The sequence below is a fragment of the Streptomyces sp. NPDC051909 genome (genome assembly GCF_040681095.1).
GTDB lineage: Bacteria > Actinomycetota > Actinomycetes > Streptomycetales > Streptomycetaceae > Streptomyces.
Map to the genome: position 1 here is coordinate 278,572 of NZ_JBFAYA010000008.1, position 13,920 is coordinate 292,491.

General features: G+C 71.1%; 11 protein-coding genes. 3 read left to right on the top strand and 8 right to left on the bottom strand.

Going from position 1 to position 13,920, the window contains the following annotated elements; translation table 11 throughout:
* Positions 1-117: 117 nt before the first annotated feature.
* Together AB0M18_RS15915 and AB0M18_RS15920 are read left to right on the top strand one after the other, a co-directional pair.
* Positions 118-570, top strand: coding sequence for a DUF6325 family protein (locus AB0M18_RS15915; protein WP_365758141.1), 453 nt, complete (start codon positions 118-120; stop codon positions 568-570).
* A 34-nt stretch (positions 571-604) separates the two neighbouring features.
* Positions 605-895 carry an SHOCT domain-containing protein gene (locus AB0M18_RS15920; RefSeq protein ID WP_365758143.1) on the top strand — a complete coding sequence of 97 codons (291 nt, stop codon included), beginning with the start codon at positions 605-607 and terminating at the stop codon, positions 893-895.
* Positions 896-973: 78 nt separating this feature from the next.
* Here the strand turns inward: AB0M18_RS15920 and AB0M18_RS15925 are convergent, their stop codons facing one another.
* The gene (locus AB0M18_RS15925) at positions 974-2,266 is read right to left on the bottom strand and encodes a DUF2254 domain-containing protein (protein ID WP_365758145.1); all 1,293 of its coding nucleotides are present in this window, start codon (positions 2,264-2,266) and stop codon (positions 974-976) included.
* Between the two features lie 187 nt (positions 2,267-2,453).
* On the opposite strand from AB0M18_RS15925, the gene AB0M18_RS15930 reads away from it, so the two are divergent.
* The gene (locus tag AB0M18_RS15930) at positions 2,454-4,292 is read left to right on the top strand and encodes a glycoside hydrolase family 15 protein (protein WP_365758147.1); all 1,839 of its coding nucleotides are present in this window, start codon (positions 2,454-2,456) and stop codon (positions 4,290-4,292) included.
* Here the strand turns inward: AB0M18_RS15930 and AB0M18_RS15935 are convergent.
* From AB0M18_RS15935 to AB0M18_RS15965, 7 genes are all read right to left on the bottom strand, one after another.
* Positions 4,258-6,048: a cation:proton antiporter gene (locus AB0M18_RS15935; protein WP_365758149.1), complete on the bottom strand. Its 1,791-nt coding sequence runs from the start codon at positions 6,046-6,048 to the stop codon at positions 4,258-4,260. The genes AB0M18_RS15930 and AB0M18_RS15935 overlap by 35 nt on opposite strands.
* Complete coding sequence (locus AB0M18_RS15940; RefSeq protein WP_365758151.1) at positions 6,045-7,070, bottom strand: cytochrome d ubiquinol oxidase subunit II; 1,026 nt, start codon at positions 7,068-7,070, stop codon at positions 6,045-6,047. Before AB0M18_RS15940 ends, AB0M18_RS15935 begins: the two co-directional genes overlap by 4 nt.
* Positions 7,067-8,548: a cytochrome ubiquinol oxidase subunit I gene (locus AB0M18_RS15945; protein WP_365758153.1), complete on the bottom strand. Its 1,482-nt coding sequence runs from the start codon at positions 8,546-8,548 to the stop codon at positions 7,067-7,069. The genes AB0M18_RS15940 and AB0M18_RS15945 overlap by 4 nt, the downstream gene beginning before the upstream one ends.
* 42 nt (positions 8,549-8,590) lie before the next feature.
* Positions 8,591-9,430 (bottom strand): SDR family oxidoreductase, encoded by an 840-nt coding sequence (locus AB0M18_RS15950; RefSeq protein ID WP_365758155.1) that lies wholly within the window; start codon positions 9,428-9,430, stop codon positions 8,591-8,593.
* Between the two features lie 186 nt (positions 9,431-9,616).
* On the bottom strand, positions 9,617-11,197 hold the full coding sequence (locus AB0M18_RS15955; protein ID WP_365758157.1) for a GMC family oxidoreductase: 1,581 nt from the start codon (positions 11,195-11,197) through the stop codon (positions 9,617-9,619).
* A 148-nt stretch (positions 11,198-11,345) separates the two neighbouring features.
* On the bottom strand, positions 11,346-12,275 hold the full coding sequence (locus AB0M18_RS15960) for a cyclase family protein (protein WP_365758159.1): 930 nt from the start codon (positions 12,273-12,275) through the stop codon (positions 11,346-11,348).
* Positions 12,272-13,747: a gluconokinase, GntK/IdnK-type gene (locus tag AB0M18_RS15965; protein WP_365758161.1), complete on the bottom strand. Its 1,476-nt coding sequence runs from the start codon at positions 13,745-13,747 to the stop codon at positions 12,272-12,274. Before AB0M18_RS15965 ends, AB0M18_RS15960 begins: the two co-directional genes overlap by 4 nt.
* Positions 13,748-13,920: the final 173 nt, after the last annotated feature.

Sequence of the window (13,920 nt, forward strand, 5' to 3'; positions counted from 1 at the left end):
GCCACGAAGGTGCGTGCGCCGTCCCCCGGTGTTGGAATGGGAGGCGGAAATGAGTGCGGCCGGGGGGCAGTGGGCGCCGCACCGTCGGAGGCAGTCAGCCGCCAGCGAGGAGTCGGAATGAGCGTCGACGAACTCTCCGAGATGGGACCCGTCGATTACCTGATCCTGGAGTTCCCGGGAAATCGCATGACCGGAGAAGGCCTGCCCCTGCTGCTCGATCTCGTCGATCGGCGCATCATCCGCATCCTCGACCTGTCCTTCGTCCGCAAGGACGAGGACGGCTCGGTCACCGCGGTCGAACTCACCGACCTGGACGGCGACGGGGAGCTCGACCTGGCCGTCTTCGAGGGCGCGTCCTCCGGTCTGCTCGGTCAGGACGACCTCCAGGAGGCCGCCGGCGTCCTCGAACCCGGCAACTCCGCGGGCGTCATCGTGTACGAGAACCTGTGGGCCGCGCCGCTGGCGGCCGCCCTGCGCCGCAGCGGAGCGCGCATGGTGGCCAACGGAAGAATCCCGGCCGAGGACCTCCTGGAAACCCTGGAGGCCGTCGAGGCCGGGTCCGCCTCCTGACGGCCGACGGCCGCCCGACAAGAAGGAATCTGACATGCCTGGTCTTCTTCGCGGTGTCGCGCGCACCGCGGTCGTCGCCGGTACCGCCACCGCCGTGTCCAACCGGGTCTCCCGCCGGCAGGCGGGCCGATGGGCGCAGCAGGACTACGAGCGAAGCGCCGCGGCGGCGCCGCCCCAGCAGGCGTACAGCGCTCCGCCGCCCCCGGCCGCGCCGTCGATGGACGACAAGATCTCCCAGCTGAAGGAGCTCGGTCAGCTCAAGGAGCAAGGGGTGCTCACCGAGGCCGAGTTCGAGGCCCAGAAGAGCCGCATCCTCGGCTCCTGAACCCGCCGGCCCGGCCGCTGAACCACCCGCTCGCCCCGCCGCCCGCGCCCCCTCGCGCGGGCGGCGGGGCGAGCGGGTTCAGGAGGACTGCCCGCCGATGCCCTGGTGATCCGCCTGCTCCGCCACGGCCCGGCGGTCCGGATCGGTGAACTCCCGCTCGACCGAGTCCCGCAGCAGGCCCAACTGCGCGTGCACCGAGGGGTGCAGCTCCTGCGGCACGGTGTCGAGCAGCCCCTCCAGCATGGCCCGCAGCCGCCGGCAGATCTGCACGGACGAGCTGCCGTAGGCCATGATCTCGCAGGTGGCGAGCTGGAGATAGGCCTCCCAGTCGCGCCCCGGCAGCACGAGCCTGACGTCCCCGTGCCGGTCGGCCAGCACATATCGACCGGGAAGGCGCGTCCTGCCCACCGTGCGCAGCAGCCACTCGACGTAGTTGATCACCTGCACGGCGGTCGTGGGGTCGTTCACCGCCGGGGACAGCGCCCGGATGGCGATGTCGACGAGGACCCGCAGCGCGAAGGCGGGGTCCTGGTCGATGGTGCGCTCCGGGCCCAGGGCGATCAGACCCGCCACCCGCGCCGGGTCCGGCCGGGACGTGGTTGCGGACGCTCCCTTGGCCCGGTGGACCTCGACGAGCACGGTGTCCGGCGGTACGAAGTCCCCGATCAGCCGCGTCACGACGAACACGCAGTCGTGCCGGGCCGCCTCCGCGACCAGGCCGGGCCCGTCGAAGGCCTGGACAGCACCGCCCCGTACGGCACGGACACGCAGCACCGGACCGTCCGACGGCACGCCTTCGGCCTTCCGGGCGGACGCGCCCCGGATCTGCGCCGCGCCGCTGGTGAAGACGGCCTCTCCCATCCGCGCCACCAGCTCGGCGACGGCCACCGGCCGCAGATTGTGGATGAACCGGTTCAGGTAGATGAGCAGCAGCACCAGGCTGACGGCCACCGCCAAGCCGGCCAGGGCGACCCCGACATCGGGCACCGAGTCGGACTCGACGCTGCGCAGCAGGGAGAAGGCGAACGCGAACGTTCCCGTGAAGGTCGCCAGAACCGCCTTCTGCAGCCGGTCCCGGTACCACAGGCGCATGTACCGGGGCGAGAGGGTACCCGTGGCCTGCTGCACCACGAGGACGCCGATGGTGACGACGAACCCGAGCAGCGCCACCATCGCGCCCACGATGGCGGTGAGCACGCCGCTCGCCGTCGTGGCGGAGTAGTTCCAGTCACCGGGCAGCCACTTCGTGTCGTCGGCGGTCAGCGCGAGCTCGGCGAGCAGCGTGCCGAGGACGAGACCGAGCATCGGCACGATCCACAGGCTCGATTTGACGTACTGCCGCAGTCGGAATCTGGTGGCCCACGACATCATGCGCACCACGCTAGGGCGACTCCGGCCCGGGCGCAGTGGCGGCGCGGCCCCGCCGTCACCTGGGGCGACGGTGACGTCAGGACGGACCGGCGTCGGCGACCTAAGCTGATCGGGTGCGCCCGGTCCGCTCCGACCGCGGCGCGACGGTGCCCCGAGTGCGGTCGACCGGGGCTGAAAGGGGTCGACGATGGACGACTATCCCCTGATCGAGGACCACGGCCTGATCGGTGATCTGCAGACCGCGGCCCTCGTGACGACCGAGGCGACGATCGACTGGTTCTGCTGTCCGCGCTTCGACTCGCCCAGCGTCTTCGGCGCTCTGCTCGACCGGCGCGAGGGCGGTCACTTCACCGTGCGGCCCGCTGCGGACACGTACACCACGAAGCAGCTCTACCACCCGGACACGGCCGTTCTGGTGACCCGGTTCATGACCGAGGACGGCGCGGGCGAGGTCGTCGACTTCATGCCGGTGACCGGAAAGACGGCGACCGACCGGCACCGCATCGTCCGCATGCTGCGCTGCGTGCGCGGCAGCATGACGTTCGAGGGGGAGGTCGCCCCGCGCTTCGACTACGGCCGCAAGCCGCACCAGGTGCATTTCACCGAACACGGGGCCCTGTTCACCTCGGAGGACCTGACCCTCGCCGTCCACGCCGTCCGCGAGCCGCAGGACGAACGGCTGGTGCGCATCCTCACGACCGACGACAAGGACGTGCGCTACTCCCTGACCCTGCGGGCCGGCCAGCAGCGCGGCCTGGTCCTGGAATCGTCCCCCGACGGGCCTCCGCACGAGGTCCGCGTGGAGGAGTTCCAGCGGCTCTTCGACGAGACGGTCGGCTTCTGGCGCTCGTGGCTGGGCCAGTCCACGTACACCGGCCGCTGGCGGGAGGCGCTGGAACGTTCCGCGGTGACGCTGAAGCTCATGACGTACGCGCCGACCGGCGCAGTGGTCGCCGCCCCCACCGCGGGACTGCCCGAGCAGCTGGGCGGAGAACGCAACTGGGACTACCGGTTCACCTGGATCCGCGACGCCTCCTTCTCCGTGTACGCCCTCCTGGGCATGGGCTTCAAGGAGGAGGCGGCCGCGTTCATCAACTGGCTCCACGACCGGGTGAAACAGGACGCCGGCCGGGGGAACGGCTCCGGACCGCTGAACATCATGTACCGCGTCGACGGCACCGCCGACCTGGTCGAGGAGACCCTCGACCACTGGGAGGGGTACCGCGGCTCCGCCCCCGTCCGCATCGGCAACGGGGCCGCCACCCAGCTCCAGCTGGACATCTACGGCGAGGCGCTCGACAGCATCTACTTCGCGCACGAACACGGCATGCACCTCGACCACGGCGGCTGGACCGCGCTGCACACCCTGCTCGACTGGCTGGTCGACCACTGGGACCAGCCCGGCGAAGGCCTCTGGGAGACGCGCGGCGGCCGCAAGGACTTCACCTACGGCCGGGTGATGTCCTGGGTGGCCTTCGACCGCGCCCTGCGGATCGCCTACGACGACGGCCGCCCGGCGGCCGGCGGACGCTGGGTCGACGCGCGGGACGAGATCTACGCGCAGGTGCTCGACCGCGGCTGGGACCCCAAGAAGCAGGCCTTCGTGCAGCACTACGGCGACGACGTGCTCGACTCGTCGCTGCTGCGCATGCCGACGGTCGGCTTCATCACGCCGGACGACCCGATGTGGCAGTCCACCCTGGACGCGATGGAGAACGAACTCGTCAGCGACAGCCTCGTCTACCGCTACAACCCGGAGGCGTCCCCGGACGGGCTGCGCGGCTCCGAGGGCACCTTCTCGCTCTGCACGTTCATGTACGTCGACGCCCTGGCCCGGGCCGGACGCGTCGACATGGCCAGGCTGGTCCTGGAGAAGATGCTCACCTACGCCAACCACCTCGGCCTGTACTCCGAGGAGATCGACCTGACGGGCCGGCAACTGGGCAACTTCCCACAGGCGTTCACGCATCTGGCCCTGATCGACGCGGCCATCACCCTGGACTCGATGCTCCGGGAACGTCGGTAGGCGCGGGCCCGAGGAGGACGAGGGCGTCCCCGTCCCGTGGGGCGCTCTCCCGCCGCTCCGTGACCGGATCAAGCCAGCGGCCGGCCCGCACCACGAAGAGCGGGTCGTGCTCCGGCGGCAGCGGGTCGGCGGCCGGCCGCACCACGAACCGGGCGCCCCGTGCGTGGCGCTCGGCGAGCACGTGGCGCACGAGGGAGCGGCCGAAGAGGATGTTGTCGTCGGTGTACGGAGCCACCACGCCGTGGCTGTCGTGCGGCGGCCCCACCCGGTAGACGGACCCGTCGACGTTGTCCTGCATCACGATCGAGGCGAGCGCGTTGAAGTCGTCGTCGTCCGTGGCCAGGAAGACCGTCGTCACGCCCTCCAGACGCGCCCCGGGGTTGATGGCCGTGGCCAGCAGCTCGCCCTCGGCAAGTTCGAGACCCGTTGCCCGGATCCTTTCCCGTTGCTCGTCGAGTCCCGCCCACATCAGCACGTCGAGTCCCGCGGAGCGCAGCGCCCTGCCGAGGTCGACCACCCAGGGCTCGCCGCCCACCAGGAGCACCCGCGTGCCGGTCGCCTTGACGACGCCCAGGCGTCGGGCCACCGGTGCGGCCGTCAGCGCGTAGAGCAGCACGGTTCCCACGATCACCAGGAAGGTCACCGGAAGGATCTTCGACGCTCCGGTCACGCCCTGTTCGACCAGGCCGGCCGAGAAGGCCGATGCCGTGGAGGCGGCGACGATGCCGCGTGGGTCCATCCAGCCGATGAAGGCGCGCTCTCCCCGGGAGAGGTCCGTCCGCGCTGTCGAGCCGAAGGCCACGAGGGGGCGCACGACCAGGACGAGGATGGCGATCAGGCCGAGCGCGGGAAGGAGCACCGGCACCACCGACGCCGGGGTGACGGTGGAGGAGATGGAGACGAAGAGCAGTCCGATGATCAGCTGGACGAGCGTCTCGAAGAAGGGCCTGCGCGCGGGCATGTCGAAGCCGCGGATGTTGGCGACGGCGAGGCCCGCCACGATCGCGGCGATGAGCCCCGTGTCGTCGCGCACGATGTCGCAGAGCGCCGACACGCCGATCACGACGGCGAGTTGCGCCAGCGTTCCCAGGGTCTCGCCCAGCCGGAGGATGCGCAGGGTGAACCACAGCAGCGCGATTCCCACGACTCCGCCGACCAGACCCACGGCCAGACTGAGGAAGAACTGGCCCACCTGGTAGCCGCGGCCGAGGTCGACCTTCTGCGACGTGGCCACCGCGTGGAAGGTCAGTGCGCCGAGGATGCCGCCGATCGGGTCGGTCAGCGTCCCCTCCCAGATCAGGATGCGCCGCGTCCTGTCGGTCGGCCGCACGAAGTCGAGCAGCGGTCCCACGACCGTGGGACCCGAGACGACGAGGATCACGCCGAGCATCGCGGCCACGCGCAGGTCCATGCCGAACATCGCCGGCGACACGGCCGCGACGACGAGGAAGGTGAGCAGCACGCCGTACACGAGCAGCCGGCCCACGACCCGTCGGGTGTGGCCGGTCAGCTTGCGCAGGTCGAGTCCGAGCCCCGCGTCGTAGAGGATCACCGCGACCGACAGGGACACCAGGGCCGAGAAGTCCGGCCCGAGGAGTTGGTCGGGGTGGATGACGTCCGTCATCGCGCCGACGGCGAACCCGACGGGCAGCAGCACCACCAGGGCGGGGACGCGCAGTCTGCTCGCCAGGATCTGCGAGCCGGTGGCGAGCACCACCGTCAGGGCGAGGCCGAGAAGGATCTCGTCTTCGCTCATTCCGGCTTCCGCAGTTCGGAGTCGGTGAGTTCCTCCAGCTCACCGTGGGTGTCCAGCCAGTAGAGGAGGACGACGGCCGGCATGACGACAAGGAGGGCCACCAGGGTGACGATCGCCAGCCAGGTCAGCGTGGAGGGCGCGCCCGCGGCGTCGGACACCGTCAGCGAGGTCGGCAGGAGGTACGGGCGCTGGGCCATGCCCCAGGCGACGATGGCGCACGCGACGACGCCGACCGCCGTGACGCGCACCCAGGTGCCCGGCGTCCGCAGCAGCAGCCAGGCCGTCACGAGGGCGGCCGCTCCGGCCACGATGACGAAGAGCAGCCCCAGGCCGTGGGTGAGTCCGTGCCACACGTAGGGGGCGTCCTCATGGGTGACGAACCCGGTGACCACGGCGAGGACGGTGAGCACGGCGAGACCGCCCAGTGCCCGCCGCCTGAAGTAGCCCACCAGATCGGGCGCGTCGAACCTGCGGGCGTCCCCGGTGAGGAACACCGCGCCGAGGAACGCCGTGGTCGCGACGGCGACAAGGCCGAACACCACCGAGGTCGGGCCGGCCCAGACGTCCGCCGAGGCCTCGGTGCCGGGAGACACGCGTTCCGACGCGACTCCGCCGACGGCGGCACCGAGGAAGAACGGCGTGACGAGTGAGGCGCACGCGAACACGGCACCGTACAGGCGGCGGCCGGCGAGCCGCTGAGTGGGCTTGCGGAGCGCGAATCCGGCGCCCCGCAGCACCATGCCCACGGCGGCCAGGGCGAGCGGGAGCCACATCGCGGAGAACACGGTCTGGAACAGGACGGGGAAGCCGGTCCACATGATGACCAGAACGAAGATCAGCCAGACGTTGTTCACCTCCCACACGGGAGCCATGGCGTGGTCGATGAGCCACCTGGGACGCCGGCCGCGTTCCGTCCCGCCGGCCGTCAGGTCCCAGAAGCCGGCCCCGTAGTCCGTGCCGCCCGCGCAGGCGTACGCGGTCACGGCCAGGAGCAGCACCACGGCGATGAGGTCGGCGGTCATGAGCCCTCACCCCCGGACCGTCCGGCCCCGGGGCCGGCGGCGGGCACGTCCCCTGCGGGAACCGACGCGCGCGGACCGTAGGGGATGTCGTCCTCCGGCGTGTGCGCGCCCGCCCCGGCGGGCTGCCGCTCGTCGGCGAGCCGCCAGCGCGTGCGCATCTTCAACAGCAGGACGAGGAACGACCCGAAGAGGAACACGTACACCGCCGCCACCACCCCGAACATGATCCACAGGCTGGTGGAACGGGTCGAGGTCACGGCCTCGGCCACCCGCATGTTCTCGTAGACGATCCAGGGCTGGCGACCCACCTCGGTGGCGATCCAGCCGCACTCGACGGCCACGACGGAGCCGACACCGGCACAGGCGGCGGCGCCGTAGAACCAGCGGGAGGCGGGCAGCCGGCGGTGCCGCAGCCAGACGAGCCCGTACCAGAGGGCGAGCAGCACGAGGACGGACCCGATGAGGACCATGATGTCGAAGGCCCAGTGGGCGATGGTCGCCTGAGTGGCCGTCGGCCGCTGATCGGCCGGAACAGAGGTCAGCCCGACCACCTCGGTGTTCGGGCTGAATCCGGCCAGGACGGAGTCGAGCACCGGGATCTTGAGGCCGCCCTTGACGCTCCCGTCCTCCTGCAGGCGCCCGAAGAGATACTCCGGGACCCGTGTGTCCGTCTTCCAGACGATCTCCAGCGCGGCGAACTTCACCGGCTGCTTGTGGAACACCGACCGGGCGATGGAGTCGCCGAGGACGAACTGCACCGGCGCGGCGACGGCGGCGAGGGTGAACGGCACGGCGAACCCGAGCCGGTGGTAGCGGTCCCGGCGGCCGCGCAGCCAGCCCGTGGCGTAGACACCGGCCACCACGAAGCCCGCGGTGAGGATCATCCCCACGACGAAGTGCCAGTACTCCGGCCCGAACATCGGCGTGAAGATCGCCTTCCAGACGTTCACGTCGACCGGGTTGCCCGAGGAGTCCAGCGAGAACCCCTGCGGCGTGTTCATCCACGAGTTGGCGGCCAGGATGCCGAACGCCCCGAGCAGCGCGGCGCACGGCAGGGGCAGCCCGAGGAGGAAGTGGGTGCGCGGCTTCAGCCTCCGCCACCCGTACAGATAGATGGCGATGAGCACGGCCTCCAGGAAGAAGGCCCAGGCCTCGACCCCGAATCCGACGCCGAAGACATCACCCCACCGTCCCATCATGCCCGGCCACAAAAGACCGAACTCGAACGACAGCACCGTGCCGGTGACGATGCCGAGCGCGAACTGCACCGCCATGACGGCCGACCAGCGCCGGGCCAGGAGCAGCGCCGTGGGGTCGTTCCGGCGCAGTCCGAGATAGTGCATGACCAGGGTGATCAGGGGGAACGCCACGCCGAGGGGGACCAGGATGATGTGCGCGGCCAGCGTGAAGGCCATGAGTTCCCGGGCCGGCAGGAGCTGGGCCGGGGCCTCCGCCAGCAGGTGGAGCGAGGTGGACATACGCGCCTTCGTCGGATCGGTGGGTGAAGGGCCGGGAGCGGGTCAGCCGCCGGTGGCGAATCCGGGGAAGAGCGTCATGCCGCCGTCGACGTACAGGGTGGTCCCCACCACGTAGTCCATGAGATCGGACGCGAGCGCGACGACGGCGTGGGCGATGTCGTCGGGGTCGCCGATCCGGTCGTACGGGATGAGCCGCAGCAGGTCCTTCTGCGCCTCGGGCGTCTCCCAGGCCGCGCGGTTGATCGGCGTCTTGATCGCCCCCGGCGCGACGGCGTTCACCCGGATCTTCTCCGGCGCGAGCTCCTGGGCCAGGGTCTGCATCATCATCTGCACACCGCCCTTGGAGGACGCGTAGTTCACGTGACCCGCCCAGGGGATGATCTGGTGCACGGAACTCATGCAGACGATCTTCCCGGCGGCCCGGGACACCTCGGGGTTGACGCCCCGGCGCCGGAACTCCTTCGCCGCCTCGCGCGCACACAGGAACTGACCGGTGAGATTGACGTCGATGACCTTCTGCCACTGGGCGAGGGTCATCTCCATGACCGAGGCGTCGCGCTGCAGCCCCGCGTTCGCCACGAGGATGTCGACGGTGCCGAACTCCTTCACCATCCGGTCCGTCATGGCGACGACCTGGTCCTCCTGGGACACGTCCGCCTCGTAGGCCGCCGAGCGCACCCCGAACGAGGCGATCTCCTCGGCCACCTCCTCGGCGGCCTCGCGACCCGCCACGTAGTTCACCACCACGTCGGCGCCGGCCCGGCCCAGGGCGATGGCCGTGGCCTTGCCGATGCCCGAATTGGCCCCGGTGACCAGAGCCTTCTGGCCGTGCAGCAAACGCGCCGGGATCACACCCTGCGGCGCTCCCACCGTGGAATCCATGCCGTCCTGCCTCCTCGCTGCGCGGTCGCGCCCAGCCCGGCGCCGGCTCGGGCCGGGCTCAGCCACGCAATCACCCGACGACCGGGTCGGCATCTCCTCGGAAGAGCGATTGGGCCGTTGGGGGCGGCGGCTTCGTCCGTACGGACCACCGGCCGCCCCCCCCGTGCCCGTGCCCCGTGCCCGTCGTCAGCCGAGCCGGGCCAGGAGGTGGTCGCCGACCCGCAGCGCGTTGGCGATGGCCGTCAGGGACGGGTTGACCGCGCCGATGCTCGGGAAGAAGCTCGTGTCCACGACGTACAGGTTGTCGAGGTCGTGGGCCTTGCAGTTCACGTCGAGCACGGAGTCGGCGGGATCGGTGCCGAAGCGCACCGTGCCGGCCTGGTGCGCGGTCGCCCCGATCGGCATGCCCTTGTGCAGATAGATGCTGTGGGACAGCAGATGGTGCTCGTGCATGCCCAAGTGGCCGAGCATGGACTGCAGTTTGTGCCGCAGCCGCCTCAGGCCCTCGATGTTGTTCTTCTCGTCGAGCGCGAGCCTGATGCGCCCGTCGCCGTCGAGGGTGACCCGGTTGTCGGGCATCGGCAGGTCCTCGCCGCACAGCCAGAAGTCGACGGCGTGATGGGCCAGCACCTCGAACGGCATGTCGGGAGTCACGGCGCCGGCCCACCGGGGGGCCTCGCCGTGGATCTGTTCGGCGTCCGACTTGCCCAGCATCTGGATGCCGCCCAGCGGGAAGTCCCAGTCGTCCGCGCCGAGATACCAGTCGTGCAGGGCCAGGGTCTTCTGGAACTGGGTGTCGTTGGGTTCCTTCGACACCGCCATCAGGGCCATGTTGTTGTGCCGCATGTAGTGGCGGCCGACCACGTCCGAGCTGTTCGCGAGCCCCCGCGGATGGTGCTCGTTCGCCGAGGCGAGCAGCAGCGCGGCGGAGTTGACCGCTCCGCAGGAGACGACCACCACGTCCGCGGTGAACCGCACCTCCGAGCCGTCGGCGAGCCGGCCGACGACCGCGCTGACCCTGCGCCCCCGGTCGTCGGTCTCCAGACGCACCACCTGGGTGTGCGTGACCATCTCGACGTTGGGGTGCTCCAGGGCCGGCTCGACACAGATCACCTGGGCGTCGGACTTGGCGCGCACCAGACACGGGAAGCCGTCGACCCGGTTGCACCGGATGCAGGCGCTGGAGTGGGTGGGCCGGCCCCCGTCCTCCTGGCTCAGATCGACGCCGATCGGCAGATGGAACGGGTGCAGACCGCGCTTCTCGAGGTCGTCGCTCAGCTGCTGGATGCGCGGCTCGTGCTCCACGGGCGGATGGGCGTACTGCGCGCTCACCGGACCCTCGCCGGGATCCTCGCCGTGCCGTCCGTGGACCAGGTACAGATGCTCGGCCTGGGTGTAGTACGGCTCCAGGTCCTCGTACCGGATCGGCCAGGCGGGTGACAGGCCGCCGTGGTGACGGAGCTCGCCGAAGTCCTCGGGCCGCAGCCGGAAGAGGGCGGCTCCGTAGAACTTGGTGTTCCCGCCGACGTAGTAGTTGACCTCGGGCGGGAACTCGGTTCCGTGCTTGTCGAGCCAGAACTCCGGGGCCCGGTACTTGCCCTTCACGAACACGGCCGTCGAGTCCCAGTTGTCCCGCTCACGGGGCAGATAGCCGCCGCGTTCGACGAGGAGGACGCGTCTGCCCGACGGGGCGAGGCGATGGGCGAGAGTCCCTCCGCCGGCGCCGGTGCCGATGATGATGACGTCGTAGTGAGGGGCGTCGCCCACGGCGACCACCGTCCTTGGGATCAGGGCCCCGACCTGGTGCCGGGCGCCTAGGCCGTGTCTTCCGGACCAGGGCCGGACAGGCCGCGTCGAACGTATCCGCGTTCCCGGTGAGCGGCGACCGGAGCGGCTCGGCCGGTGCGCGTGGCACTCACAGCACCGCGATCGGGTTCACGGGCGATCCCGTGCCTCCGGTCAGCCGCAGGGGCGCGACCACACACAGGAAACTCCAGCGGCCCGCCCGCGCGCAGACCGGGACGAGATCCTCGAACCGCAGGTAGTCCATGAGGTGGATGCCCAGGGCGTGGATGGCCAGGACGTGTACGGGGAAGGCGACGTCCGGCACCGCGCTGGGCGCCGTGTCGTTGTTGCCGTCCCCGCCGAGGACCGCGACCTCGCGCTCGGCCAGGAACTCCACGGCCGTCGGGTGCAGACCCACCCGTGCATCGGCGGCGTTCCACGGCCCGAGTTCGGTGCGCCGGAGACGGTGACCCACCCTGACGAACAGCAGGTCGCCCGGTCCGACGCGGACCCCCTGCGCGGCCTCGGCCGACGCCAGATCGTCCGGGGTCACCTGGTCGCCGGGCTCCAGCCATCGCACGCCGCGCAGCCGCGGGATGTCGAGGAGGACGCCCCGGCCGACGATGCCGTTCTCGACCAGGTCCACGGAGAGACTGCGGGCGCCCTCCGCGGTCACGGTGCTCGCGGGCACCCCGCCGTAGAGCTCCCTGTCGAAGATGACGTGACAGAGGGCGTCGAGATGGCTGTCCGCGTCCCCGTGCACGTTCATGGCGAAGCGGTCCGTGGCGAACCGCAGCGCGTCCGAGTCGATGGCGCCCGGGCTCGGTCCGGTCATCCGGTGCACCGCCGGCTCGGGATCGTCCGGGCCCGGCTCGGTGTCGATCGGAGCCGCCAACGACACCGAGCGCCCCATGCGTACCTCGGCGGCGGCCGCCGCCACCCGCTCGGGCGTCAGATGGCGAAGCGCACCGCACCGGTCGTCCCCCGTCGCCCCCGCTGCCTCGCGTACCGCCTGTCGTCGCAGGCGCTCGTAGAGATCCCGGAAATCGTCCGAGGTCATGAGTACCCCCAGGGGCTCAGTCCCCACCGCAGGACATGCGTCGCGCCCGGCCGCAGAACGGTGAGGTCCGTGCCGCTCCGGAAGGCGTCCGGCGGACAGGACATCGGCTCCACGGCGACGCCCCGCCTCCGCCGGGACTCGGTCAGGGTGTCACCCGTGTACACCTGCACGTAGCGGGTTCCCTCGCCGAGCCAGAGGTCGACGCCGTGCGGCCCGGAGGGATGGGCGAGCCGTACGACCGCCCGCCCGTCGGGGTGGCGGTCGAGCCCGGTGAAGGCGGTGTCCAGCCGGAGATCGCCGATGGGGCGGGCGACGCGGAAGTCGTACGGCGTGCCGTCGACGTCCTCTCGGCCGACGGGCAGGCCCCTGTCGTCCGTGAGCAGGCGGTATCGCGCGGGAACGGTCAGCACGGCGCCGTCGACGAAATCGGTGCCGACCGTCAGATAGGGATGCTGCCCCACTCCGTAAGGCGCGGGCTCCGCACCGAGGTTGGTGGCGCGGACGGCGGTCCTCAGCCCGTCCGCGTCCAGCCGGTACTCGACACGGACGTCGAGGAGGAAGGGATACCCCGGCTGGGGGCAGAGCCTCGTGCCGAGCAGCACCGAGTCGTCGGTGCGGGAGAGCGGCTGCCACAGGCTCCAGCGCAGCAGGCCGTGGATCGCGTTGCGCTTCTCCACTTCGGTCAGCGGGAGTTGCAGACTTCGGCCCTCGAAGAGGTAGCGTCCGTCGCCCACGCGGTTCGGCCACGGGACGAGCACTTGCCCCCGCCCGCCGGTGATGGCGGACTCCGCGGAGAAGGCGTCGAGCAGCGGTCGGCCGCTGACGGCGTACTCGCGCAGGGCGCCGCCGAGTTGGACCACGACCGCGCTCTGGTCTCCCCGGACCAGGCGCCATGTGTCGCCCGTAGGGCCGGGGGACGCCGAGGAGTCGTCGCCTACCGTCGGGGCACCGGCGGGGGCCCCGGGCATCTGCGCCAGCACCGCCGCGACGATCTCCTCCGGAGACCGGTCGATCTCCACCACCAGCGCGCGTTCGTCGGGCTCCGGCTCCTGGAGCACCGCGAGCTGGCTGTCCAGCAGGTCCGCCGGGAAGAAATGGCCGTCCCGCCCGGCCAGCCGGGATTCGAGCAGCTCGCGTGAGCCGCGCAGATACACCAGAAGAACCCCCGGGCGCCCGGTCAGCAGCGTGTCCCGGTAGGCGCGCTTCAGCGCCGAACAGGTGACGACGGCCCGCCGGCCGGCCGCGATCGCCCGGTCCATCCACTGGCCGATCGCCTCCAGCCACGGTTCCCGGTCGCTGTCGGTGAGGGGATGACCGGCGGCCATCTTGGCGCGGTCGGCCTCGGAGTGGAACTCGTCCGCGTCCCGGTACGCCCAGCCCAGCCGCTCGGCGAGCAGGCGCCCCACGGTCGACTTGCCCGACCCGGCGACGCCGACGAGGAGCACCAGCGCCGGCTGTTCATGGGTCGTCATGCCAGGTTCCTCCCGGGTCTGCCCGCCGAGACGTCACCGTCCGGCGGGTCGGATACCTCCAATCTGGCCTCCGCCGCGCGACCGTGCACGTCGGCGCCTGTCGGTGAACGTCCTCGCAGGTCGGCGGGACGAGCCGACCGGTGTCGCCGCACCCGTGCCCGTACAGCACCCTT

What these genes read in the sequence shown, in the direction of transcription:
- AB0M18_RS15915 (WP_365758141.1), top strand. Translation starts at nt 118, where the DNA reads ATGAGCGTCGACGAACTCTCCGAGATGGGACCCGTCGATTACCTGATC.
- AB0M18_RS15920 (WP_365758143.1), top strand. Translation starts at nt 605, where the DNA reads ATGCCTGGTCTTCTTCGCGGTGTCGCGCGCACCGCGGTCGTCGCCGGT.
- AB0M18_RS15925 (WP_365758145.1), bottom strand. Translation starts at nt 2,266, where the DNA reads ATGATGTCGTGGGCCACCAGATTCCGACTGCGGCAGTACGTCAAATCG.
- AB0M18_RS15930 (WP_365758147.1), top strand. Translation starts at nt 2,454, where the DNA reads ATGGACGACTATCCCCTGATCGAGGACCACGGCCTGATCGGTGATCTG.
- AB0M18_RS15935 (WP_365758149.1), bottom strand. Translation starts at nt 6,048, where the DNA reads ATGAGCGAAGACGAGATCCTTCTCGGCCTCGCCCTGACGGTGGTGCTC.
- AB0M18_RS15940 (WP_365758151.1), bottom strand. Translation starts at nt 7,070, where the DNA reads ATGACCGCCGACCTCATCGCCGTGGTGCTGCTCCTGGCCGTGACCGCG.
- AB0M18_RS15945 (WP_365758153.1), bottom strand. Translation starts at nt 8,548, where the DNA reads ATGTCCACCTCGCTCCACCTGCTGGCGGAGGCCCCGGCCCAGCTCCTG.
- AB0M18_RS15950 (WP_365758155.1), bottom strand. Translation starts at nt 9,430, where the DNA reads ATGGATTCCACGGTGGGAGCGCCGCAGGGTGTGATCCCGGCGCGTTTG.
- AB0M18_RS15960 (WP_365758159.1), bottom strand. Translation starts at nt 12,275, where the DNA reads ATGACCTCGGACGATTTCCGGGATCTCTACGAGCGCCTGCGACGACAG.
- AB0M18_RS15965 (WP_365758161.1), bottom strand. Translation starts at nt 13,747, where the DNA reads ATGACGACCCATGAACAGCCGGCGCTGGTGCTCCTCGTCGGCGTCGCC.